The 22,771-nt window shown below is 35.2% G+C and carries 23 protein-coding genes; 16 read left to right on the plus strand and 7 right to left on the minus strand.

Annotated elements, in window-relative coordinates; translation table 11 throughout:
- Positions 1-38: 38 nt before the first annotated feature.
- Positions 39-368, minus strand: a complete 330-nt coding sequence (locus GZA11_RS17015) for a DUF3899 domain-containing protein (protein WP_374718085.1) — start codon at positions 366-368, stop codon at positions 39-41.
- Positions 369-607: 239 nt separating this feature from the next.
- Here GZA11_RS17015 and GZA11_RS03780 point away from each other — a divergent pair, with 239 nt between their 5' ends.
- The 5 genes from GZA11_RS03780 to GZA11_RS03800 all read left to right on the plus strand — a co-directional run bounded on the left by GZA11_RS03780 (position 608) and on the right by GZA11_RS03800 (position 6,351).
- Positions 608-2,284: a peptide ABC transporter substrate-binding protein gene (locus GZA11_RS03780; RefSeq protein WP_163182928.1), complete on the plus strand. Its 1,677-nt coding sequence runs from the start codon at positions 608-610 to the stop codon at positions 2,282-2,284.
- Positions 2,285-2,393: 109 nt separating this feature from the next.
- Positions 2,394-3,326, plus strand: coding sequence for an oligopeptide ABC transporter permease (gene opp3b / locus GZA11_RS03785; protein ID WP_163182930.1), 933 nt, complete (start codon positions 2,394-2,396; stop codon positions 3,324-3,326).
- Complete coding sequence (gene opp3C, locus GZA11_RS03790; RefSeq protein WP_038540425.1) at positions 3,323-4,351, plus strand: oligopeptide ABC transporter permease; 1,029 nt, start codon at positions 3,323-3,325, stop codon at positions 4,349-4,351. Before opp3b ends, opp3C begins: the two co-directional genes overlap by 4 nt.
- Positions 4,352-4,368: 17 nt before the next feature.
- A complete protein-coding gene (locus tag GZA11_RS03795) occupies positions 4,369-5,412 on the plus strand; it encodes an ABC transporter ATP-binding protein (protein WP_163182944.1) in 1,044 nt (347 codons plus the stop codon).
- Positions 5,413-6,351 (plus strand): ABC transporter ATP-binding protein, encoded by a 939-nt coding sequence (locus GZA11_RS03800; RefSeq protein WP_038540428.1) that lies wholly within the window; start codon positions 5,413-5,415, stop codon positions 6,349-6,351.
- Positions 6,352-6,483: 132 nt separating this feature from the next.
- Here GZA11_RS03800 and GZA11_RS03805 read toward each other — a convergent pair whose 3' ends face one another.
- Positions 6,484-6,669: a hypothetical protein gene (locus GZA11_RS03805; protein ID WP_163182932.1), complete on the minus strand. Its 186-nt coding sequence runs from the start codon at positions 6,667-6,669 to the stop codon at positions 6,484-6,486.
- 464 nt (positions 6,670-7,133) lie between these two features.
- On the opposite strand from GZA11_RS03805, the gene spxA reads away from it, so the two are divergent.
- From spxA to pepF, 5 genes are all read left to right on the plus strand, one after another.
- Positions 7,134-7,529, plus strand: a complete 396-nt coding sequence (gene spxA, locus GZA11_RS03810; RefSeq protein ID WP_038540436.1) for a transcriptional regulator SpxA — start codon at positions 7,134-7,136, stop codon at positions 7,527-7,529.
- A 311-nt stretch (positions 7,530-7,840) separates the two neighbouring features.
- Positions 7,841-8,509 (plus strand): adaptor protein MecA, encoded by a 669-nt coding sequence (mecA, locus tag GZA11_RS03815; RefSeq protein ID WP_038542189.1) that lies wholly within the window; start codon positions 7,841-7,843, stop codon positions 8,507-8,509.
- 108 nt (positions 8,510-8,617) lie between these two features.
- A complete protein-coding gene (gene cls, locus GZA11_RS03820; RefSeq protein WP_038542192.1) occupies positions 8,618-10,129 on the plus strand; it encodes a cardiolipin synthase in 1,512 nt (503 codons plus the stop codon).
- An 82-nt stretch (positions 10,130-10,211) separates the two neighbouring features.
- Entirely contained in the window at positions 10,212-11,405 is a 1,194-nt protein-coding gene (locus GZA11_RS03825) for a competence protein CoiA (RefSeq protein WP_163182934.1), read from the plus strand.
- 108 nt (positions 11,406-11,513) lie between these two features.
- Positions 11,514-13,331: an oligoendopeptidase F gene (gene pepF / locus GZA11_RS03830; protein ID WP_038540438.1), complete on the plus strand. Its 1,818-nt coding sequence runs from the start codon at positions 11,514-11,516 to the stop codon at positions 13,329-13,331.
- Between the two features lie 35 nt (positions 13,332-13,366).
- On the opposite strand, the gene GZA11_RS03835 is transcribed toward pepF, so the two are convergent.
- The 4 genes from GZA11_RS03835 to GZA11_RS03850 all read right to left on the minus strand — a co-directional run bounded on the left by GZA11_RS03835 (position 13,367) and on the right by GZA11_RS03850 (position 15,879).
- Positions 13,367-13,561, minus strand: coding sequence for a hypothetical protein (locus GZA11_RS03835; protein ID WP_038540441.1), 195 nt, complete (start codon positions 13,559-13,561; stop codon positions 13,367-13,369).
- A 282-nt stretch (positions 13,562-13,843) separates the two neighbouring features.
- Entirely contained in the window at positions 13,844-14,746 is a 903-nt protein-coding gene (locus GZA11_RS03840; RefSeq protein ID WP_163182936.1) for a ClpXP adapter SpxH family protein, read from the minus strand.
- A complete protein-coding gene (locus tag GZA11_RS03845; RefSeq protein WP_038540448.1) occupies positions 14,712-15,122 on the minus strand; it encodes a globin domain-containing protein in 411 nt (136 codons plus the stop codon). Before GZA11_RS03845 ends, GZA11_RS03840 begins: the two co-directional genes overlap by 35 nt.
- 166 nt (positions 15,123-15,288) lie before the next feature.
- Positions 15,289-15,879 carry a CYTH domain-containing protein gene (locus GZA11_RS03850; protein WP_038540451.1) on the minus strand — a complete coding sequence of 197 codons (591 nt, stop codon included), beginning with the start codon at positions 15,877-15,879 and terminating at the stop codon, positions 15,289-15,291.
- 121 nt (positions 15,880-16,000) lie between these two features.
- Between GZA11_RS03850 and GZA11_RS03855 the strand changes: the two genes are divergently transcribed.
- From GZA11_RS03855 to GZA11_RS03870, 4 genes are all read left to right on the plus strand, one after another.
- Positions 16,001-16,360: a UPF0738 family protein gene (locus tag GZA11_RS03855; protein ID WP_163182938.1), complete on the plus strand. Its 360-nt coding sequence runs from the start codon at positions 16,001-16,003 to the stop codon at positions 16,358-16,360.
- A 22-nt stretch (positions 16,361-16,382) separates the two neighbouring features.
- Positions 16,383-17,021, plus strand: a complete 639-nt coding sequence (locus GZA11_RS03860) for a GTP pyrophosphokinase (protein ID WP_038540456.1) — start codon at positions 16,383-16,385, stop codon at positions 17,019-17,021.
- A 61-nt stretch (positions 17,022-17,082) separates the two neighbouring features.
- A complete protein-coding gene (locus GZA11_RS03865) occupies positions 17,083-17,877 on the plus strand; it encodes an NAD kinase (protein ID WP_038540459.1) in 795 nt (264 codons plus the stop codon).
- Between the two features lie 15 nt (positions 17,878-17,892).
- Positions 17,893-18,792 (plus strand): RluA family pseudouridine synthase, encoded by a 900-nt coding sequence (locus GZA11_RS03870; RefSeq protein ID WP_163182940.1) that lies wholly within the window; start codon positions 17,893-17,895, stop codon positions 18,790-18,792.
- Between the two features lie 30 nt (positions 18,793-18,822).
- Here the strand turns inward: GZA11_RS03870 and prpE are convergent, their stop codons facing one another.
- Complete coding sequence (prpE, locus tag GZA11_RS03875) at positions 18,823-19,563, minus strand: bis(5'-nucleosyl)-tetraphosphatase PrpE (RefSeq protein WP_163182941.1); 741 nt, start codon at positions 19,561-19,563, stop codon at positions 18,823-18,825.
- Between the two features lie 87 nt (positions 19,564-19,650).
- On the opposite strand from prpE, the gene GZA11_RS03880 reads away from it, so the two are divergent.
- Both GZA11_RS03880 and fabI read left to right on the plus strand, forming a co-directional pair.
- A complete protein-coding gene (locus GZA11_RS03880; protein WP_163182942.1) occupies positions 19,651-21,522 on the plus strand; it encodes a monovalent cation:proton antiporter family protein in 1,872 nt (623 codons plus the stop codon).
- Between the two features lie 89 nt (positions 21,523-21,611).
- On the plus strand, positions 21,612-22,382 hold the full coding sequence (fabI, locus tag GZA11_RS03885; RefSeq protein ID WP_038540471.1) for an enoyl-ACP reductase FabI: 771 nt from the start codon (positions 21,612-21,614) through the stop codon (positions 22,380-22,382).
- Positions 22,383-22,771 lie beyond the last annotated feature (389 nt).

A 22,771-nucleotide genomic window follows, 5' to 3' on the forward strand; every position in this document is an offset into this window, starting at 1 on the left:
TTTCATTATAAAGCAATGACATATTTGATTGCAAGGTATTACAAATAATAAAAAGCCAGAGCTAGCAACATTAATAGAAAATTCACAAACCCATAAAAAAATAGGGGCTTGTTATCAAAAGTTATGAGTTCTGATATACCAGGGACATCCTGAAATTTTCTTTTATTATTACCTCTTGAAAATGCAAGATTAAAGGACTTTGAAATGGTGTCAAAAAATCCGCTTTGAATCGTATAAACAATTAAGGAACTTAGCAGCAAGGCCGAACTAATATAAAAAGATATATTGATATAGCTTAGTATCGAAATATTATGGTACGTAATAATAGACAAAATAATAATAAAAAGTTGTGTAAACGCTACCAACATAATTCTTTTCTTTAATCGATCATTCACATTTAATCCTCCAAAACATTGATTTATTAAGGTTTTTAGTGAATTTTCCTTAATAAATATAAAATATAACACGGTTAATTGAAATTCAACTTTAAAAAATATTTGAAAGTTTTAAATTAATTTTCAAAAAGTAATGTACAACTGATTGAAAATATGTATAATAGAGAATGTAGTAATTTTTCAGAATAATAGAAAAGGGAGGTCTACTACTAGTGAAAAAATCGAAACTTTCACTACTTCTTGTTTTATCGCTAGTGTTAAGCATGTTCCTGGCAGCATGTGGCGGTAATAAACAAGAAGGAACAGAGAAAAAAGAAGGCAGCGAAAAGACTAAAGAAAAATTAGCTGCTGAACAAGTACTGAATGTCCTTGAATCTTCTGAGATTCCTGCTATGGATAGCGTATTGGCAGAAGACACTATTGGATTTACGATGATTGCTGCTACTATGGAAGGTCTATATCGTCTAGACCCTGAGCAAAAAGTTATTCCAGGTGTTGCTGATGGAATGCCAGAATATAATGAAGACAAAACAGTTCTTACAATTAAATTGAAGAAAGATGTAAAATGGGCTGACGGCTCTCCTGTAACTGCACATGACTTTGTATATGCATGGCAACGTGCGATTAACCCAGATACAGCTTCTCCATATGGTCCATACTTTATGGAAGGCAAAATTAAAAATGCCTCTGCAATTGTAAAAGGAGAAGCAAAAGTTGAAGATCTAGGTATTAAAGCATTAGATGATCATACATTAGAAATTACATTAGAAAGACCAATTCCATACATTGAATCATACTTAACATTCCCATTATTCTACCCACAAAACCAAAAGTTCGTTGAAGCTCAAGGTGGCAACTACGCTAAGACTGCAGCTAACTTACTATCAAACGGCCCATTCAAAATGACCAAATGGGATGGTCCTACAGCAACTGAGTGGGTATTAGAAAAGAATGAAAATTACTGGAATGCAAAAGAAGTTACTTTAACTAAGATTAACTTTAACGTATCTAAAGAACCACAAGCATCTGCTAATGCATTTACTGCAGGTGAAGCAGATATTACACCGAAGCTTGCACAAGCTGCAATCCTTTCACAATATGAAGGGGACCCAGCACTATTACGTTACCAAGAACCATCTATTTTCTGGATTAAGATGAACCAAAAAAATCCAGCTCTTAAGAATGAAAACATTCGTCGTGCAATCGCTTTATCTGTTGATAAGCAAGCTCTTGTTGACGACGTATTAGCAAATGGATCCATTCCTGCTAACTTTGTAGTTCCAAAAGGATTTACATTCTTTGAAAACAAGGATTTCCGCGAAGATGCAGGAGAATACTTGAAACCTAATAAAGAAGAAGCAAAAAAACTTTGGGAAAAAGGATTACAAGAACTTGGTGTTAAGGAAATTACTTTAACATATGTTGGTCAAGACACTGAGACTGCAAAATTAACAGATGCATTTGTTAAGGATCAGTTGGAGAAAAACCTCCCAGGGTTAAAACTTAACATTGAGGCAGTACCATTCAAGATTCGTATTGATCGTGAAAACAATAAAGATTATGACTTATTATTTGGTGGATGGGGTCCTGACTATGCTGACCCAATGACATTCATGGATTTATGGCTAACAGGCGGAAGCCATAACAACATGGAATATAGTAACCCTGAGTTTGATAAGATGATTAAATCTGCAAACGAAGATACTGATTTGGCAAAACGTTGGAAAACATTACAAGATGCAGAGAAACTTCTATTAGAAGAAGATGTAGCTCTTGCTCCAATGTATCAGCGTTCAGTTAACCTGTTAATTAATCCAAAAGTAAAAGGCTTCGCACATCATGCCTTTGGACCAGACTATAGTTACCAATGGATTAAAATTACAGAATAAGCTAAACCAATAACTAAAAAGAGAGTATATTAAAAAAATATACTCTCTTTTTACCTGTATTGAAGTTGTCGAAAAATGGCGAAAATTTAATGAATTAGGAGGTGTAGGCATGGTTAAATACTTAGGGCATCGCTTAATCTATATGTTTATCACATTATTTATCGTTGCAACTGTAACCTTTTTCCTCATGAAGCTAATACCCGGAAGCCCGTTTAATAACTTTCAGAAGCTAAATGAAATTCAACAGAATTTGCTTTTGGAGAAATATGGGCTAAATGACCCCGTGCCTGTTCAATATTTTAAATACATGTCTAATCTTGTAAAGGGTGATTTAGGAGTTTCCTTCCAATTTAATAATACTCCTGTAACAGAACTTATAGGAAATCGAATTGGCCCTTCAGCTGTCTTAGGTTTGCAGGCTATGATTCTAGGTTCCTTAGTCGGGATCTTCTTGGGGGCTATTGCCGCTTTAAAGCAAAATTCATGGATCGACTATACTTCAACGTTTCTAGCGGTTGTCGGCAAATCCATTCCTTCATTTATTTTCGCTGGATTACTCCAATATTATATTGCTGTGAAACTAGGCTGGCTTCCAGTTATGTTATGGAGAGGACCTGAATATACAATCCTTCCGACCATTGCACTTGCGATGTTCCCGCTATCGATTTCAGCTCGTTTTATGCGAACAGAGATGATTGAAGTATTAGGTTCAGACTATATAACTTTAGCTAAAGCTAAAGGTGCAAGTTATTGGCAAATTAGTGTAAAACATGCTCTAAGAAATGCTTTGATCCCAGTTGTTACAGTATTGGGACCATTAGCAGTCAGCTTAATGACTGGTTCCCTCGTTATTGAGAAGATTTTTGCTATTCCTGGCTTAGGGGAGCAGTTTGTTAAATCAATTGCAACAAACGATTATCCGGTCATCATGGGAACAAATCTATTATTTGCGCTATTATTCGTTGTTGTTATTTTAGTTGTTGATATATTATACGGAATTATTGATCCACGTATTCGTATTACGGGGGGGAAAGCTAAATGATCAATAAAGAAAATGTCATTATTAAAGATATGTTTCAACCCGCCCATATTGATCCTTCAAAAAGCGAAAAAATTGCTAAACCAAGTTTAAACTTTTGGCAGGACGCATGGCTTCGCGTCAGGAAAAATAAGGGTGCCGTAACAAGCATGATTATCTTGGCCATTATCATCATCATGGCATTTGTCGGGCCAATGCTTACACCATATGATTTCGATCATCAAAATACGAAACATAACAATCTCCCTCCGAGAATTCAAGGATTAGAAAATATTCATTGGCTTCCATTCGATGGTACTTTAACTAGGAGGAATGGAACAGAATATAATGCCTATGAGGCTCGCAAAATCGATGCCTATTACTGGTTTGGTACTGATAGTTTAGGCCGTGACATTTTTGCACGTGTATGGAAGGGGACTCAAATTTCCCTTTTGATTGCCTTTTTGGCAGCCGTAATCGATATGATCATTGGAGTCACATATGGAGCGATATCTGGATATATAGGTGGACGCGTAGATAGCGTAATGCAGCGTATTATTGAAGTGCTCGTAGGTATTCCGAATTTGATTATCGTTGTATTAATGATACTCGTGCTGAAACCAGGTATTATTCCAATTGTTATCGCTCTAACGATAACAGGTTGGACAAGTATGGCACGCGTAGTTCGTGCGCAAGTATTGAAATTTAAAAATCAAGAATTCGTTCTAGCATCCAAGACTTTAGGTGCATCTGATACATCCATTGTTTTTAAACATATGATCCCTAATATGTTTGGCGTCATAATTATTAATACTATGTTTTCCATACCGAATGCTATCTTCTTTGAAGCATTTTTAAGCTTTATTGGATTAGGTTTACAAGAACCGTTTGCTTCCTTGGGAACCTTAGTTGATGATGGATTTAAATCTATGATTGCGTTTCCGTATCAGATGATTATTCCGTCCATTATGATTGCGTTAATCATGGTATGTTTCAACCTGGTAGCTGATGGTTTAAGGGATGCATTAGATCCAAAAATGCGTGATTAGAAGGTAGGTGAATGGTAGTGGAAAAAGTTTTAGAAGTTAAAGATTTATATATATCTTTTCACACGTTTGCGGGTGAAGTAAAAGCAATTAGAGGAGTTTCTTTTGATTTACTAAAGGGAGAAACTTTGGCGATTGTTGGTGAATCGGGTTCTGGAAAATCCGTAACAACGAAATCCATTATGCGATTACTCCCAGAACATAATTCAGAAATAAAAAGTGGTCAAATTCTCTTTGAAGGTAAAGATTTAACCAAATTAACAGATAAACAAATGCAAAAAATCCGTGGAAAAGACATCTCTATGATTTTCCAAGACCCGATGACTTCATTAAATCCGACAATGAAAATTGGAAGTCAAATCATGGAGCCATTAATTAAACATCAGAACTTAAGTAAAACTGCTGCAAGAGAGAGGGCTATTGAATTATTAAAATTGGTTGGTATTCCAAAACCGGAAATTCGTGTAGATCAGTATCCACATCAATTTTCTGGTGGGATGAGACAACGGGTTGTTATTGCCATAGCATTGGCATGTAATCCAAAGGTCCTTATCGCTGATGAGCCTACAACTGCACTTGATGTAACTATTCAAGCACAAATTCTTGAGTTGATGAAGGATCTCCAACGGAAAATCGATACTTCGATCATCTTTATCACTCATGATCTTGGTGTAGTTGCCAATGTTGCTGACCGTGTAGCGGTTATGTATGGTGGTAAGATTGTGGAAATAGGTACTGCGGATGAAATTTTCTATAATCCTCAGCACCCATATACATGGGGATTAATTAGTTCCATGCCTGATATGGAAACAAATGATGAAGAGTTGTATTCCATTCCAGGAACTCCTCCAGATCTATTGGATCCTCCAAAGGGGGATGCGTTTGCACCAAGGAATCCTTATGTAATGAAAATTGATTTAGAGCAGGAACCACCGTTCTTTAAGGTATCTGATACCCATTATGCAGCAACATGGCTTTTACATCCTGATGCACCAAAAGTCGAACCTCCTGAAGCGGTTAAAAGGCGAAGAAATCAATTCGTTGGTATAAAGGGGGGGAAATAGATGGGTGAAAGAAAAAAATTACTTGAAATTAAAAATTTAAAGCAATACTTTAATGTTGGGAAACCAAATGAAGTAAGGGCAGTCGATAATGTATCATTTGATATTTATAAAGGAGAAGTTTTAGGGCTTGTAGGAGAGTCAGGTTGCGGAAAGTCTACTACAGGGCGCACGATTATTCGATTGTATGATGCTACTGACGGTGAAGTCTTATATGACGGTGTCAATGTTCATGGAAAAAAATCAAAAAAAGAATTAAAGCAATTTAATCGAAAAATGCAAATGATTTTTCAGGATCCATATGCATCATTAAATCCACGGTTGAAAATTGCCGATGTAATTGCTGAGGGAATCGATATTCATGGCCTTGCAAAATCCAAAGAAGACCGAATGAACAAAGTATATGAACTGCTTGAAACAGTTGGGTTAAACAAGGAACATGCCAATCGTTATCCTCATGAATTTTCTGGAGGTCAGCGTCAACGTATTGGAATTGCACGTGCTCTTGCCGTAGAGCCGGAATTTATTATTGCGGACGAGCCAATATCAGCCTTGGACGTTTCAATCCAAGCTCAAGTTGTAAATTTAATGAAAAAATTGCAAAAAGAAAAAGGACTAACCTATCTTTTTATCGCTCACGACCTTTCGATGGTAAAATACATCAGTGATCGAATAGGTGTAATGTATTTTGGTAAAATGGTTGAGCTTGCACCAGCAGAAGAATTGTATCGTAATCCGCTTCATCCATATACACAATCTCTTTTATCGGCCATTCCAGTACCAGACCCAATAACCGAGCGTACACGAAAGCGGAAAACATATAATCCTGCTGACCATAATTACGAAGAAAACGAACCTGTAGAATTTAGAGAAGTAACTCCAGGCCATTTTGTATTATGTTCGGAAAAGGAATTTAGAAAATATCAATCACAATCAAAATAAAACGATCTCAAAATGAGATCGTTTTATTTCTAAGATAAAAAATTTTGACTTGGAGAATGGTCTGGGGAAGCTGAGAAACGCATGACAACCAGACTCTCTACTTGCTCTTTGTATATCCTTTATTTTCAAATATTATTTTCTTTTACCACCAACGGCTTTCCATCCGGTTTGAAATCTTGCGCTTTGATCAACATATTCACTACGGCGTTTTCCGCCAAATACCTTTTCACCAATGCTATTTAAAATTACACCCATAACTGCAGTAAGTCCAATAATTAAAATAGCAACTACTGTTAAATCAGTTATAAAAGCACCCATTCATTTCCCTCCATTGTGAGCGAATTTTCATTAAATTAAATAAAGTTTCCCCAACTTTATTTTAAAAGATTTTACCACTTAATAAAAGAGAAAATAAGGTGTCAAGGATTAATAAATGAATGCGTTTTCAATTTGTTTAACTAATTGAGAATGAGTTGTATCGTAGATAAGAAATGATTAGAATTAGAAATTTATTTAAGAAACGAACATTAAAAAATAAATTTTTTTAGTTGAGAAAAAAATTAAAATTTGTTGAAACCTTTTCGTAAATTATTCGTTTATTTATATGTAGGGAAGTATTTTTCCCAATAGTGCCCTTATGATTATTTTTGAAAAAAGGATATCTTTTTTAGAATTTGTAGTGTATAATTTATAATATAAATTCCTTTTTTATAATAATTATAATTTAGGGTTTGCTATATATCGAATTTAGTTTCGTAAATAATAGAGGAGTGTGAAGATTAATGGTAACACTATACACTTCACCAAGTTGCACATCATGTCGAAAAGCTAAGTCATGGTTAGAAGAGCATGATATTCCATACAAAGAAAGAAATATCTTCTCTGAACCATTAACAATGGAAGAGATTAAGGAAATTTTACGAATGACGGAAGATGGAACAGACGAAATTATTTCAACTCGTTCAAAAACGTTTCAAAAATTAGATGTTAATTTGGATGCGATGCCATTACAGGATTTATTTAAATTAATTAAAGAAAACCCTGGTTTATTGCGTCGTCCTATTATCATTGATGAAAAACGGCTGCAAGTTGGATATAATGAAGATGAAATTCGCCGATTTCTTCCAAGAAAAGTGCGGACTTATCAATTACGGGAAGCACAGAGAATGGTTAATTAAAGACTATAAAAGGGCCTTTATTAAAAGGCCTTTTTTGTGTCTTGAGATTTGTTTGTTGCTTTGTTATAATAAAAGGAATATATATTCAATATAAGTAATAAAAGCTATTACTAGGCATATTAACGGTTTTTTATTTTTAGTGAATTTTATTTCCCTTATCTGCTTAATTGTCATAAAATGAGAGTACAAGAGTATTTACTTTTTTACTGTTTTAGAAAGAATAAACTATATATGAGAGTAAATGCTAAAGGCGTTATCTGCTTGGGGGTATTTTGTCCCTTCAATATGATCAATGGAAGGGAGAGGTAATAATGGAAATTGAACGTATTAATGAAAACACAGTGAAATTTTATATTTCCTATGTTGATATAGAAGAAAGGGGCTTCGATCGTGAAGAGATTTGGTATAATCGGGAACGAAGCGAAGAACTCTTTTGGGAAATGATGGATGAAGTTCATGGTGAAGAAGAATTTATGGTTGAAGGCCCACTTTGGATTCAAGTTCAAGCCTTGGATAAGGGTTTAGAGGTTCTGGTAACAAAAGCACAATTGTCTAAAGACGGGCAAAAATTTGAACTTCCAATACCTAGTGATAATTTTAAAGATTCTCCTGTTGAGGATAAAATAGAAGAACTTTTAGAACAGCATTATCATTCGAATTTTAATGATGAAGATGTTCTATTTGAATACGATAATCTTGAATTTGTTATTGCATTTAAGGATTTTGAAGACCTTATTCACCTAGCAAAACGCCCTGGTTTGGATGAATTGATTACAAAGCTTTATTATTTTGAAGACAATTATTATTTATTAACTGAATTCCCTGAAGAGTTGTTTGGGGAAGATGAGGTTGATGATATATTAAGTGTGTTATTGGAATATGGTAATGAAACCCAAGTAACTATTCATCGGATTCAGGAATATGGTAAAGAAATTATTTCGAAAAATGTATTTGCAGAACTGAGAAAATATTTCAATTAGTAATCATACCGATTTCATATTTGAAATCGGTATTTTGTATGAAATATGAATTTATTCATGGATAAAGAGAATATTTTAACTACAGCATGTTATTGGTAGGTGAGAACACTGAAAAACACGGTAAGAGTTATTCTGTTCGTTTTGGTACTGTCTCTTCTCTTGTTTTTCTTTAGGGACCAATTGGAGAATGGGGTTTTAGGTTTTTTAAGCGTCTTAATCTCGCTGTCAGTGATATTTATCGGTTTTGTTATCTTTTTAGAAAATCGTCACCCAACACAAACCATAACATGGCTCGTGGTTTTGGGAAGTTTCCCACTAGTTGGTTTCATTTTCTACCTTCTATTTGGCCGGAATTATCGAAAGGAACGAATGTTTCGAAAGAAATATTTTCTTGATAAACAAGCTTTTTTATCTATTGAAGGAGAAGAAGACCCTAGAAGCGATGAAAAGCTCCGACTAATGGGAGAACACCAAGGAAAATTATTTAAGTTGGCTCAAAAGCTGGGGAACAGTCCAATTTCTTTTGATACAGCAACGAAAGTATTAACCAATGGAGAAGAAACCTTTCAACATATTATTGCGGAATTGAAAAGAGCGAGACATCATATTCATTTAGAATACTATATCGTCCGTCATGATCAAATTGGCCAAGAAATAAAAAATATTTTAATTGAAAAAGCCAGTCAAGGTGTAAAGGTTCGTTTTATGTATGACGCGGTTGGATCTTGGCAGCTTTCGAAATCATATATAAATGAATTAAAAAATGCTGGTATTGAAACGGTATCTTTTGGTCCGGTTAGATTACCATTTTTAAACAATAAATTTAACTTTCGAAATCACCGTAAAATTATTGTTATCGATGGAAATATTGGTTTTGTTGGCGGATTAAATATTGGAGATGAATATTTAGGAAGAAATAAAGAAATTGGTTTTTGGCGGGATACTCACTTAATGCTTAGAGGAGAAGCAGTCCGCACCTTACAGCTTATATTCCTTCAAGATTGGTACTATATGACGAATCATAGTTTCTTAACTGCAGAATATTTATCCCCGCAAATTGATCATGAAAGTCATGGTGGCGTTCAACTGATTGCTGGAGGTCCTGACAATGAATGGAGTGTTATAAAAAATATCTTCTTTTCAATGATAAGTGCTGCAAGAGAATCCGTATGGATCGCGTCACCTTATTTTATTCCCGATGAAGATATTTTCTCAGCGTTAAAAGTGGCTGCGCTAAGTGGCATTGATGTAAGGCTTCTAGTTCCAAATCGCCCTGATAAAAGGATTGTCTTTCATGCGTCAAGATCGTATTTTCCAGAATTGATGGCTGCAGGAGTAAAGGTATTTGAATATGAACGTGGATTTATGCACAGCAAAATAATCATTGTTGATGGTGAACTCGCCTCTATCGGTACTTCAAACATGGATATGAGAAGCTTCCACTTAAACTTTGAAGTTAATGCTTTCTTATTTCGGACAAAAAGTACACTAAAGCTAGTTGAAGAATACCTAAATGATCTTAAACACTCTAAACAAATTGACTTGGAAACCTTTCAACAAAGACATATTGGATACAGACTTTTGGAATCAACAGCAAGATTGTTATCACCACTATTATAAAAACTCGTTCATTAGAACGGGTTTTTTTAAAGGAATTTTTGAAGTAGGTGTTGAAATAGTTTGGAGGAAAGGAGGAAATGGTATGTTAACCGCCCATACTAAAACTGGATTGAAAATTTGTCTAGGGAATTACTACTCAAAGGAAACATTATTGGAATTAAGAAAAAAAGAGGAATTTATTTGTCCGATTTGTGGCGAAAGTGTTATTCTCAAATTAGGGAATCAGCGCATTTTTCATTTTTCTCATAAAAAAGGAAGTACATGTCATAAATTTTTTGAAAGTGAAACGATGGATCACATGAAGGGAAAACTACAGCTGTATCAGTGGCTTACCCGTCAGAAGATTCCTTGCCGTTTGGAGTACTATGACAAAGAGATAAAACAACGGCCGGATATTCTATTTATGTTCAATGGTAGGAAATTTGCGTTGGAATACCAATGTTCAACTATATCTGATTCGGTTTTTGAAAAAAGAACAAAAACATACTTGGAAAATGATTACATTCCACTTTGGATCCTCTCTAGAAACCACCTCAAGAGAAAAGGAAATAATGTTATTTCATTTTCAAACTTTTCGTATTTATTTTTAAGGAAGTCATCTGTTGGAGATTATATTCCTGCTTATTGCCCCGAAAAAAAACAATTTCACTTTATTGAATCTTTATTTCCTTATTCAATAAAAAACGCATTCGCCCAATACTCTATTTATCCCCTTGAAAAAATGAATATAAATACCCTGCTTGCTCCTCCTAAAAAATGGTTTGTACTCGAATATGCAACTTGGGCAAGGACCATTAATCATTTTACCTTGAAGTGGGCACTTCATTCCAATGCAGCACAAGACCCCTTTCTGAAAGAAATATACAGTAGAAATTTAAATATTTTTCTGTTGCCTCCTGAAATTGGTCTTCCACTTCCTCATTCATATTATCTTCAAACATCGCCCGTGAAATGGCAAACATACTTATATCTAGATGTAATTTCCCGTAAGCATCCCGGTGAAACGATTACACTACAAGAAATACAATTTCACGTGAATAAAAGAATGAAAAGAAATGAGATTGTTATAAGGAAACTTCCGCAGTTAAATGAGATTAATCCAATGGTACCAGTCATGGAGTATTTTAGAGAATTAATCAAACTTAATATTTTCATTCGTACTGGAGACACCACATGTCAAGTTAAACGAAAAATAATCATCCCCACCACTGAGGAAGAGAAAAAAGAGGCACAGGATTTTTTTAAAGGAATATATAAGGCTTTGGGTATAATATAGAATATGCCGCAATAAAATTTCCTACATGAAAAAAGGAAATAGGCATCCTAAGAAGAATATTAAATATAATAAAATTTTTCGTGATACTAAGGAAATGGAGGATTCAGAATGGCCAATGAAACTGCAGCAAAGTCACTGCCGCTAAGAAGTGAAATCCCTGTTGAATATACATGGAGATTAGAAGATATTTTTGCAAGTGACGAAGAATGGGAAAAAGAATTTCACGAGGTAAAAAGCAAAATCACAGGGATTAAAGAATTCGAGGGTAGACTTGGTGAAAGTGCAGAGACCCTTTATAATGCCTTACAATTTCAAGATCAGCTATTTGAACGGATTGGTAAACTCTATACATATTCACATATGAGATATGACCAAGATACCACAAACTCATTTTATCAAAGTTTAGATGACCGGATGAAAAATCTTTATTCACAGGCAGCTAGCCAGTTTGCCTTTATTGTTCCAGAAATACTATCTATTGATGAGACTAAGTTGAAAAATTTCTTAAATGAAAAGCCAGAACTAAAGCTCTACGAACATTCCCTAGAAGAAATTAATCTTCAGCGGCCGCATATTTTATCTGCTGAGCAGGAGGCACTATTGGCGGAAGCAGGGGAGGTAATGAATGCTTCTAGTAATACGTTTGGCATGTTAAATAATGCTGATTTGCAGTTCCCTTCTATTAAGGATGAAAATGGGAACGAAGTTGAGATTACTCATGGCAGATATATCCGTTTCTTAGAAAGTGAAGATCGACGCGTTAGACGAGAAGCATTTCAAGCGGTATATAAAACATATGGTGATTTTAAAAATACGTTTGCCAGTACCCTAAGCGGGAATGTTAAAAAGAATAATTTTAATGCAAGAATACGCAAATATCATTCTGCCAGACATGCAGCATTGTCAGCTAATAACATTCCCGAATCAGTTTACGATAATTTAGTCAATACGGTAAATGAAAATCTTCATTTATTACAGCGTTATGTAAAACTGAGGAAAAAAGTGTTAGGCGTCGATGAACTGCATATGTATGATTTATACACGCCATTAGTGAAAGATGTAAAAATGGAAATAAAGTATGAGGAAGCTAAGGATCTTGTCATTAAAGCTTTAGCACCTTTAGGAGAAGAATATTCGAAGGTCTTAAAGGAAGGATTTGAAAACCGTTGGGTGGATGTTTATGAAAACAAAGGTAAGCGGAGTGGAGCGTATTCTTCTGGTGCCTACGGAACAAATCCGTATATTCTTCTGAACTGGCAGGATAATGTTAATAATCTTTTTACACTAGCACACGAATTCGGCCATTCAGTTCATAGCTACTTTACTAGGAAGACACAGCCATATCCTTATGGAAATTATTCGATTTTTGTGGCTGAAGTTGCTTCCACATGTAATGAAGCATTGTTGAATGATTACCTGTTAAAAACAATTGATGATGAGCAAAAACGAATCTATTTACTCAATCACTATTTGGAAGGGTTTAGAGGTACTGTATTCCGGCAGACGATGTTTGCGGAATTTGAGCATCTCATATATCAAAAAGCGCAAAATAATGAAGCATTAACCGCTGATTTACTAACTGAAATGTATTATGATTTAAACAAAAAATATTTCGGTGAAGAGGATATTATTATTGATAAAGAGATCGGTTTAGAGTGGGCACGTATTCCTCATTTTTATTATAATTACTATGTTTATCAATACGCCACTGGCTATAGTGCGGCAACTGCTTTAAGCAAGCAGATTTTAGAAGAAGGAGAACCAGCAGTCAAACGTTATATCGATTTCTTGAGTGCTGGAAGTTCGGATTATCCAATTGAGGTGTTGAAAAAAGCTGGTGTAGATATGACAAGTGCTGAACCAATTAAAAATGCATGTAAAGTTTTTGAAGAAAAATTAAATGAATTAGAGCAACTATTATCATAATTAAAAAGGATGGTGCTTTTAAAGTACCATCCTTTTTAAAATCCTTTAAATCTTTTTCGGTTATTAATAAAGACAATGGGAATGAGAATTGCAAGGAACAATAGTGGTACACTTATGATTATTGGAAAGATATTCAGTAGAGCCAAAATATGAAGAAAAAAGGCAATGACAAAAAAGAGAATCATTAATGGTAATGTGATTTTTTTCAAGGTAATAATGCCCCTTTTCATAAAATGGTACATCCTTACATTATTTGTATTGTGAATTGAATACTTTTATGAATATTTGACAATTATGTGAAATGAAGCACAAACTTCTTGTCACTTTTACATTACCGTGCTATATTAAATACGTGAAGTTGATCACAACAAACATATACCCCTTTGTTTGACCGTGAAAAATTTCTCCCATCCCCTTTGTTCGTATTTAAAAAAATGCCTTGCAGTTATACTGCAAGGCATTTTTTTAATAAAATTTTTTCCCTAAACACATTAGGTGATATTTAACTAATATTACTCATCATCTTTAATGTATCTCCAAAATGTACCGTATTTTGCTGGAATTTGAGCCACCACTTGTTTTAATAGTAATTTCTTGAGCTCTCGTTCTATTTGAGGAATAGTCATATTGTAGATTACTGCAATTTCCTTTGAATCAACGAATTTAAATATTTTTAAAAATGTTTCCAATGGGGGAAGTGGTGATTTGACTGGCTTTTCGGTCAACATTTCTTCCAAAATCTGTTCATATATTTCATAATGATAAATTCCTGTAATTTTAATACCTTCTTCCTCCACATTTTCATTAAAAAATACAAGTGTTGGAATTTCTTGAACATCCATTTCTGATGTAATTTCTAAATCACATTGGAAAGCTTTCGATGCACTTTCAGAATGCATATCATTGGCGAACTCTTCAACATCAAGCCCCGCCTTGGCGGCACATTCCTTCAAAATATTCATATCGGATACATTTTGCTTGTCTAAAAATAATCGCTCTTGAATTTTTCTCAAAAAACGGGTTCCCGCTCGTCTTCCTTGGAGTTGCGCAGCTTTTATCGCAATGGATACATAATAAGGGGCGTCTACAGGATTTTCAAACCAGATTCGGTTATCACAAGACATCCCTGATCTACTTACTGTTTTCTCCCAAATATCGGCGATATTTTCATAATTTTTTTTCCTGGAGAGATTTAGGTTTGCTAAATTTCCACTTAGTACATATTTTAATGAGAAATATCGTCCATATTCAATTTGCAGTTTTTTCAATATTGGTTCTAGTGCCCAGCATTCGGGGCATAACGGGTCAATAAACAAATAAATTTCAATTGGTTTTTTCTCTGTACCGTGGCAACGGTTTTTCGAACTTGGGTCCCAGAAATTATTCACGATCTTCACCTGTAATTTCTTTATCATCGGGAGTATTGATCATATGGTGAGCGGTCAGATATAGTCGAGAATAAAATTCATCCCTTAATGGACCTTGCAATCCTGTCTTGTCCATTGCCTGAGACATGCAAGTAAGCCAGGCTTTTGCTCGAGTCGGGGTAATTGGAAAAGGAAGATGGCGTGCGCGCAACATTGGATGTCCATGTTCTTCGGTATAAAGCGGTGGTCCACCTAAATATTGCGTTAAAAATTGCTTTTGCTTACGCGCAATCTCTGAAAAATCATCTGGGAAAAGTGGAGCCAGATCAGGATGTTGTGCAACAAGGCCATAAAAATTGTCAATAAGATTATGAAGAGTTTCTTCCCCGATAGCCTCAAAAGGTGTAAGTTTTTTCTCAATCATGTTGACAACTCCTCTTCCAACTTTATATTTCAGTCAAATCGTTCGAATAAATTCTTAAGTCAATAATATATTGTTAAAGTGTTAAATTAAAATGATTCCCATCTTGAGTTTTCTCTATTGTATCAATGCTCTTTTTATATCTCAAATGAATTGCATTAAATAAGGATTAGGATGTTGTTCCTTTATGATGTTTTTGATTATAAAAGCGTTGAATTTTGTTCTCTGTTTTTCTTATAGGAATTTCGTAATACTGAAGTAGCTTTTTAAAAATTTCTTTGCCTTCTGAATAGTTATCTACCTCTAATTCGATTTCAAAATCTTCTTTTCCCAAATAAGAGCTGTGGTCAAGAACAAGTAATCCATTTAGATAATTTATTTCAACCCTATTTGTCTTAAGGAGGCCGAAGTAAACGAAATTTGAATAAGGAATTTTGAGTTCCTCAATGATGTCTTTTATTTCCCCAGAAGGAAGTTGGTTATATTGTATGGCTTGAATGGCTTCTTCTCTAGTTAACGTTTGGGTTGTTTCTAGCAGTCCAAGATTGGAAGGCTGTTTTAATGTTAACTCAAAACATTCTTGTTTTTTTCGGATTCTTAATGCCGATCCAACCTTTTTTAAGTCAAAATTGGGAGTATCAAAATAATAATTTTCATGGGAAAAAATCTGCTCTTCTTTTATATCAAATGCTTTTAGAAGCCTTATATATTCCTTTTTTGTCAATATATTTTTAAATTCAATTTCAATATTTTGTCTCATTCGATATTCTTCCTTTCAACCATCCTGTATTTTTATTATCGCAAATATTATTAGAACTTCAATCTTTGGGAGAATGGAAAAGATTATGCTAAAATAGTAGAGTAAAGATGGAGGTAAAAAGATGAAGAAAAGGTTAAACGTTACAGATGCAAAAATTATTGAAAATAAACTTTTTTTGGAAGTATCCGAATCATTGAGTGATCTAAATCCAGGAGGACAAATTCTTGTTGATTCTGATCATTTCTCCTTCATTTATTTATTGGAGAATTCAGAGGACTATACATATGTTGTCATACCAGAACCAATATGGGGCTCATTAAAGGAGGCTCACGTTCATAACATGGAGGTAGTGCTTACAAACGGGGAAATAGAAATGGAACTGACTCATTTCCTTGAAGAATTGGAATATATCATTAGCAATATTAAAGGAAATACCAACTATGGGAAAGCAATGGTTGAGAAAATTGAAAGCATTTTTTAATAAGTAGCAATGAGGTGGAGTCATGAAGCAATGGGATCAATTTTTAGCTCCTTATAAACAGGCGGTTGACGAACTTAAAGTTAAATTAAAAGGTATGAGGGGGCAATTTGAACTTGATTCGACACATTCACCAATTGAATTTGTGACTGGGAGAGTGAAGCCAATAGCCAGTATTTTGGATAAGGCAAAACAAAAAGGGATCCCCTTGGATAAATTGGAAGAGGAAATGCAAGATATTGCCGGGCTAAGAATCATGTGTCAGTTTGTGGATGATATTCATAAAGTTGTATCCTTATTAAGAATCCGTAATGATTTTGAGATTGTTGAGGAAAGGGACTATATTTCTCACAAAAAAACAAGCGGATATCGGTCTTATCACGTAGTGATCAGTTATCCTGTACAAACGATACACGGAGAAAAGAAAATTCTCGCAGAAATCCAAATTAGAACACTGGCAATGAATTTTTGGGCAACAATTGAGCATTCTCTTAATTACAAATACAAAGGTGATTTTCCTTCAGATATAAAAATGCGACTGCAAAGGGCAGCAGAAGCAGCATTTCGCCTGGATGAGGAAATGTCTTTAATTCGCGGAGAAATTCAAGAAGCACAAGCCTTTTTTACAAGAAAGAAGGAATCGGCACAAGAAGGAAATAAATGAAAGTCGAATCTCATTTCACTGACTACCTTTTGAAAGCAATACAGTAGAAGGAGATATCATGATGAAATTTGCCATAACATCAAAAGGGGATCAAAAATCTAATATTTTAATGCATAAAATGCGTACATATTTATTAGATTTTGATCTTAAATATGATGAAGATCAACCAGATATTGTTATTTCAATTGGCGGTGATGGAACACTATTATATGCCTTCCACCGATATAGCAGTCGTCTCAGTAAAACAGCGTTTGTTGGCATACATACGGGACACTTGGGATTCTATGCTGATTGGACACCAGATGAAATTGAGAAACTTGTAATTGCAATAGCAAAAACTCCTTATCAGATCGTAGAATATCCTCTCCTTGAAGTCATCATTCGTTACTCACATGCTGGGAAGGAATCCAGATATTTAGCATTAAATGAATCAACAGTCAAATGTGTTGAAGGGACCCTTGTCATGGATGTGGAGATACGAGGACAACATTTTGAACGCTTTCGTGGTGACGGTCTTTGTGTATCAACTCCTTCAGGTAGTACTGCTTACAACAAGGCACTAGGTGGAGCGATTATCCATCCATCTATATCAGCGATTCAAGTTGCCGAAATGGCATCGATAAACAACAGGGTGTTTAGGACAGTAGGTTCTCCCCTAATACTACCAGCCCATCATACATGCATGTTAAAACCAGTGAATCGAACTGATTTTCAAATCACAATCGATCATTTGACATTTCTCCATAAAGATGTCAAGTCGATTCAATTTAGAGTTCCTGATGAAAAAATTCGATTTGCACGCTTCCGGCCGTTTCCTTTCTGGAAGAGAGTGCATGATTCATTTATCGCTGATTAAAAGAGGACATCGAATATGACAGAATGTTTTTACTTGCAATGGGACATTGATGAAAACAGTGGTGGTTTGTTAATAAAGGAGTTTTTACATAATGCTGGAATTTCAAGGACAGCCTTAACAGATATTAAGTTTAAAGGAGGAAAGATACTTGTTAATGGCAAAGAAGAAAACGTGAGATATCGACTAATAGCTGGGGATGTATTAAAAGTTATTTTTCCTCCTGAGAATCCAAGCTTTGAAGGTGAGGACATACCATTAAATATCATATATGAGGATGAATTTCTCCTCGTAGTAGTAAAGCCTGCTGGTATGAACACGATTCCATCTCGAGAACACCCGAATGGAAGCCTTGCTAATGCTCTTGTCGGATATTATAACAAAATGGGGCTCCAAGCAACCGCACATATTGTTACTAGACTGGACAGGGAGACATCGGGTATTGTTTTAATTGCTAAGCATCGTCATGTTCATCATTTATTTAGCATGATGCAGCGAAAAAGAGAAATAAATCGAACATATGAAGCATTGGCAGCCGGGTGGATAGTTAACGATAAAGGATCGATTCGTGCATCTATTGGTAGAAAAGAGGATAGTATCATTGAAAGGGAAGTACGTGAGGATGGCCAATATGCTTGTACCCATTATCAAGTGATTAATCGGTTCAGGGAATATACACATATTGAGTTGAAGCTTGAAACCGGAAGAACTCATCAGATTAGAGTGCATATGTCCTATATAGGGCATCCATTGCTTGGCGATGATTTATATGGAGGAGACACTTCTTTTATTAAACGACAAGCCCTCCATTGTAAAAAAATCCAATTTACTCATCCATTTACTCGAGAAAAACTAATCTTTACGGCACCGCTTCCTGAAGATATGTTGAAATTAATTGTGGCTGACCCACAAACATAGGGTCAGCCTTTTCTATATTAGCGTGTTCATTCAGTCAAATTTCTTAAACTTTTCTTCAATATATGGCATAGTAGAAGGAACGGAGACAATTTGCATCTCGGGATACCTTAAAGCTGTAAGGCTACCGCCGAAAACTGCTCCTGTATCAATGTTATAGGTATTATTTATTATTCTTGGTTGTTTTACAGGTGTATGGCCGTAAACGATTATATAATCGCCATAATAAGTTTTAGCCCAGTCTCTTCTTACTGGTGAACCATCAGGATGTTTTTCTCCAGTTATATCTCCATAAAGAACGAACTTTTTTACTTTTTCATTGTTCATACCAATTAATTCTTGTTTAATCCCAGCATGAGCAATAACTAACTTATTATTATCCAATACTAAATATAAAGGGGCCTGTTCATATAATGTCATAAATTTTTTTCGAATAGATTCCCGTTTATGTTTGGATAATGATTCATATTCTGCAACTGTTGTTTCGAGACCATGGGTGATTTGAACATTATTCCCGAGGAAAAAACGATAAAGTTTATTGCAATGATTTCCAGGTGTATAATAAGCTCTTTTATATTCGATAACAAGTTTCCAGACCACTTCAATTACTCTTAGTGATTGAGGTCCGCGGTCGGTTAAATCACCTACAAAGCCAAGTACTCTGTTTTCAGGATGGAGGGGTACCCCTTTGTCCCAATTATAGCCTAGTAAAGAGGTTAGTTCCTTTAATTCCTGAAAGCATCCATGAATGTCACCAATGATGTCGATTTTCATTGGAATAACCCCCTTTATCCATATTTTTCGTTAATGTGATAATTTTAATCAATGTAAGCGATAATGCTTTATGTAAGGAGGAATACAATGGATCAGCATGTATCAGTTACATCTTTGCTTATAGTTGTTACTATGGCCTTTTTAACTCCCATTCTTCTTCATCGTATAAAATTAAATGCCATCCCTGTTGTGGTAGCTGAAATCATTGTAGGTTTAATCATCGGGAAAAGTGGATTTAATATTGTTCATGAAGACATGTGGCTGTCTACCTTATCAACTCTAGGTTTTATTTTTCTCATGTTTTTAAGTGGACTTGAAATTGATTTCACCTCGTTTTCGAGAAGTAAAAGGCGTAAAACCTTACCTAATGGAAAAAAGGAACCAAATTCATTTGTTGTGTCCTCGGTCATTTTCATGGGGATTTTTGTCCTATCCCTCATTTTATCATATATTTTTGTAAAAACTGGCTTTATTGAGAATGTCTTTTTAATGACATTGATCATCTCGACCATCTCATTAGGGGTAGTAGTTCCAACATTGAAGGAAGCACACTTGATGAAAACGGTCATCGGGCAGATTATTTTATTAATTGCTGTTATTGCAGACTTGGCAACAATGATACTACTTGCCATCTTTGTTTCGTTAAATGATTCAGGAAGCAGCAATACTTGGTTATTATTGATTTTATTTGCTGCAGGGGTTGTTCTTTACTTTGTTGGAAAAAGATTAAAAAATCGCAGCTTTATTAAAACATTATCAACAGGTACAGTTCAAATTGGGACTCGTGCTGTCTTCACATTGATCATCGTGTTAGTTGGTTTATCTGAAACCATTGGAGCAGAAAATATTCTAGGAGCTTTTTTAGCTGGGGTATTAGTGTCATTGCTATCTCCGAATCAAGAGTTGGTACATAAACTTGATTCTTTTGGTTACGGCTTCTTCATTCCAATTTTCTTTGTCATGGTTGGAGTGGATTTAGATATTTGGTCCATGTTTAGTGATAAAAAACTGCTTCTTTTAATTCCATTTTTGTTGATTGGACTTTTATTATCAAAGTTGATTCCAGTCTATCTGCTAAAACTTTGGTATGATACAAAAACGGTAATTGCTTCAAGTTTTTTACTTACTTCCACTCTTTCCCTTGTCATCGCTGCAGCGACAATTGGAGAAAGGATCGGGGTTATCACCGAGCAAATGAAGGGAACATTGATATTGGTAGCTGTTATTACTTCCATATTTACACCTATTGTTTTTAAAAAGCTGTTCCCTAGAGAAGAAATTACCAATAAGAAGATACCCATTGCTATCCTTGGTGCTAATCAAATTACATTACCAATTTCAAGAGAATTAAAATCGGGGTTGTATGAACCCATTCTGTATCATACACAAATAAAGAAGGATGAAAAACAAATTGCGAATTCACTTTTTGATATTGAGGAGATTCCAGATTATTCATTAGAAACAATTGAGAAAACAAGAGTGTTTGATTCAGAAATTGTCGTCCTATCAACTGGTGACCAAGAATTAAATGCTTCCCTTGCTATAAAGGCAAAAGAAAAAGGGGTTCCTAGAGTCATTGCGAGAATTGAATCCCCTGAGTTTGAGCAGAATCTAAAGGAGCATGACGTAGAAGTCTTTAGTTCTTTTATGTCAACAAAAGTATTGCTACGGGCCATGATCGAATCTCCACATGTTATTAATATATTAACGAACCAGGAAACAGCTCTTTATGAAATTGTCTTAAAGAATGAAGCCTTTGATGGCATGTCGTTACGTAGATTTCCGTTTACAGGGGACGTTATTTTTGTCAGGATATTTAGAGGGAAAGATTCCATCGTACCGCACGGAGATACTGAACTGCAACTGCATGACCGGTTAATTGTTACAGGTTCAAAAGAGTATGTTGATGAGTTAAAAAATGAATTGGAGTTTTCGGAAGCTAGTAAAAGGTTTTATTAGGATGACATACTTTTCATTTTTAATAAAATAGTGTAAAATTAGGACCAAGTACTAATATCTTGTATATATTTTAGGAGGACTTTTTCGTTATGAATCTTTCATTAGCCGGAAAAACATTTGTTGTAATGGGTGTAGCAAATAAACGCAGTATTGCTTGGGGAATTGCACGCTCCTTACATAAAGCAGGAGCACGTTTAATATTTACTTATGCAGGAGAAAGGCTAGAAAGCAGTGTCCGTGAATTGGCAGAGTCGTTAGAAGCGGAGGGAACTATTGTACTTCCATGTGATGTAACGAGTGATGAAGCAATTACTAAATGTTTTGCTGAGATTAAAGAGGCAGTAGGGACCATTCACGGAGTTGCTCACTGTATTGCTTTTGCTAATAAAGAAGAGCTTCAGGGAGAATATTTGAACACGACAAGAGAGGGTTTCTTGCTTGCTCATAATATTAGTTCTTATTCTTTAACTGCGGTAGCGAAGGAAGCTCGCAGTTTAATGACTGAAGGTGGCAGCATTGTTACTTTAACGTATCTTGGCGGTGAGCGTGCCATTAAGAATTACAATGTAATGGGCGTAGCAAAAGCTTCCTTGGATTCAAGTGTCCGTTACTTAGCAGCAGATCTTGGAAAAGACAATATTCGTGTGAACTCAATCTCTGCCGGTCCTATCAGAACTTTATCAGCTAAAGGTGTAAGTGATTTTAACTCCATTTTGAAGGAAATTGAAGAAAAAGCGCCATTGCGTAGAACAACTACACCTGAAGAAGTTGGAGATACAGCATTATTCCTATTTAGCGACCTTTCGCGTGGAATTACCGGTGAAAATATCCATGTAGACTCAGGTTATCATATTTTATAATAAGAATGTTAATACAATTGAACAATTAGGTTGTCCAATGACCATTATTTAAGCCCGCTAACCCAGCGGGCTTTTTGATGTGCGCCCGGCATGGGTGTAATCTATAGGGTGAAAGTCCCGAGCTGCGAAGGCAGAAGTAGCAGTTAGCTTAACGCAAGGGTGTCCGTGGTGACGCGGAATCTGAAGGAAGCGAGCGGCAAACTTCCGATCTGAGGAACACGAACTTCATATGAGGCTAGGTATTACTGGGTGAGTTTGCATGACAAAACAAAGCCCTTTCTGCCGAAGGTGATACAGAGTAAATGAAGCAGATGGATGGAAGGAAAGATTACACTCTTACCCGGGGAGGTCTGATGGATACGTGAAGTACCCTTCATAACCTACTTAGT

Source organism: Neobacillus sedimentimangrovi, from assembly GCF_010614825.1.
Classification (GTDB): Bacteria; Bacillota; Bacilli; order Bacillales; family Cytobacillaceae; genus Neobacillus; species Neobacillus thermocopriae.

Bases quoted from the DNA above. Each gene is read 5' to 3' on its own strand.
- GZA11_RS17015 (WP_374718085.1), bottom strand. From the start codon at position 368: ATGTTGGTAGCGTTTACACAACTTTTTATTATTATTTTGTCTATTATT.
- opp3b (WP_163182930.1), top strand. From the start codon at position 2,394: ATGGTTAAATACTTAGGGCATCGCTTAATCTATATGTTTATCACATTA.
- opp3C (WP_038540425.1), top strand. From the start codon at position 3,323: ATGATCAATAAAGAAAATGTCATTATTAAAGATATGTTTCAACCCGCC.
- GZA11_RS03800 (WP_038540428.1), top strand. From the start codon at position 5,413: ATGGGTGAAAGAAAAAAATTACTTGAAATTAAAAATTTAAAGCAATAC.
- GZA11_RS03805 (WP_163182932.1), bottom strand. From the start codon at position 6,669: ATGGGTGCTTTTATAACTGATTTAACAGTAGTTGCTATTTTAATTATT.
- spxA (WP_038540436.1), top strand. From the start codon at position 7,134: ATGGTAACACTATACACTTCACCAAGTTGCACATCATGTCGAAAAGCT.
- mecA (WP_038542189.1), top strand. From the start codon at position 7,841: ATGGAAATTGAACGTATTAATGAAAACACAGTGAAATTTTATATTTCC.
- GZA11_RS03825 (WP_163182934.1), top strand. From the start codon at position 10,212: ATGTTAACCGCCCATACTAAAACTGGATTGAAAATTTGTCTAGGGAAT.
- pepF (WP_038540438.1), top strand. From the start codon at position 11,514: ATGGCCAATGAAACTGCAGCAAAGTCACTGCCGCTAAGAAGTGAAATC.
- GZA11_RS03835 (WP_038540441.1), bottom strand. From the start codon at position 13,561: ATGAAAAGGGGCATTATTACCTTGAAAAAAATCACATTACCATTAATG.
- GZA11_RS03840 (WP_163182936.1), bottom strand. From the start codon at position 14,746: ATGATAAAGAAATTACAGGTGAAGATCGTGAATAATTTCTGGGACCCA.
- GZA11_RS03845 (WP_038540448.1), bottom strand. From the start codon at position 15,122: ATGATTGAGAAAAAACTTACACCTTTTGAGGCTATCGGGGAAGAAACT.
- GZA11_RS03850 (WP_038540451.1), bottom strand. From the start codon at position 15,879: ATGAGACAAAATATTGAAATTGAATTTAAAAATATATTGACAAAAAAG.
- GZA11_RS03855 (WP_163182938.1), top strand. From the start codon at position 16,001: ATGAAGAAAAGGTTAAACGTTACAGATGCAAAAATTATTGAAAATAAA.
- GZA11_RS03860 (WP_038540456.1), top strand. From the start codon at position 16,383: ATGAAGCAATGGGATCAATTTTTAGCTCCTTATAAACAGGCGGTTGAC.
- GZA11_RS03865 (WP_038540459.1), top strand. From the start codon at position 17,083: ATGAAATTTGCCATAACATCAAAAGGGGATCAAAAATCTAATATTTTA.
- GZA11_RS03870 (WP_163182940.1), top strand. From the start codon at position 17,893: ATGACAGAATGTTTTTACTTGCAATGGGACATTGATGAAAACAGTGGT.
- prpE (WP_163182941.1), bottom strand. From the start codon at position 19,563: ATGAAAATCGACATCATTGGTGACATTCATGGATGCTTTCAGGAATTA.
- GZA11_RS03880 (WP_163182942.1), top strand. From the start codon at position 19,651: ATGGATCAGCATGTATCAGTTACATCTTTGCTTATAGTTGTTACTATG.
- fabI (WP_038540471.1), top strand. From the start codon at position 21,612: ATGAATCTTTCATTAGCCGGAAAAACATTTGTTGTAATGGGTGTAGCA.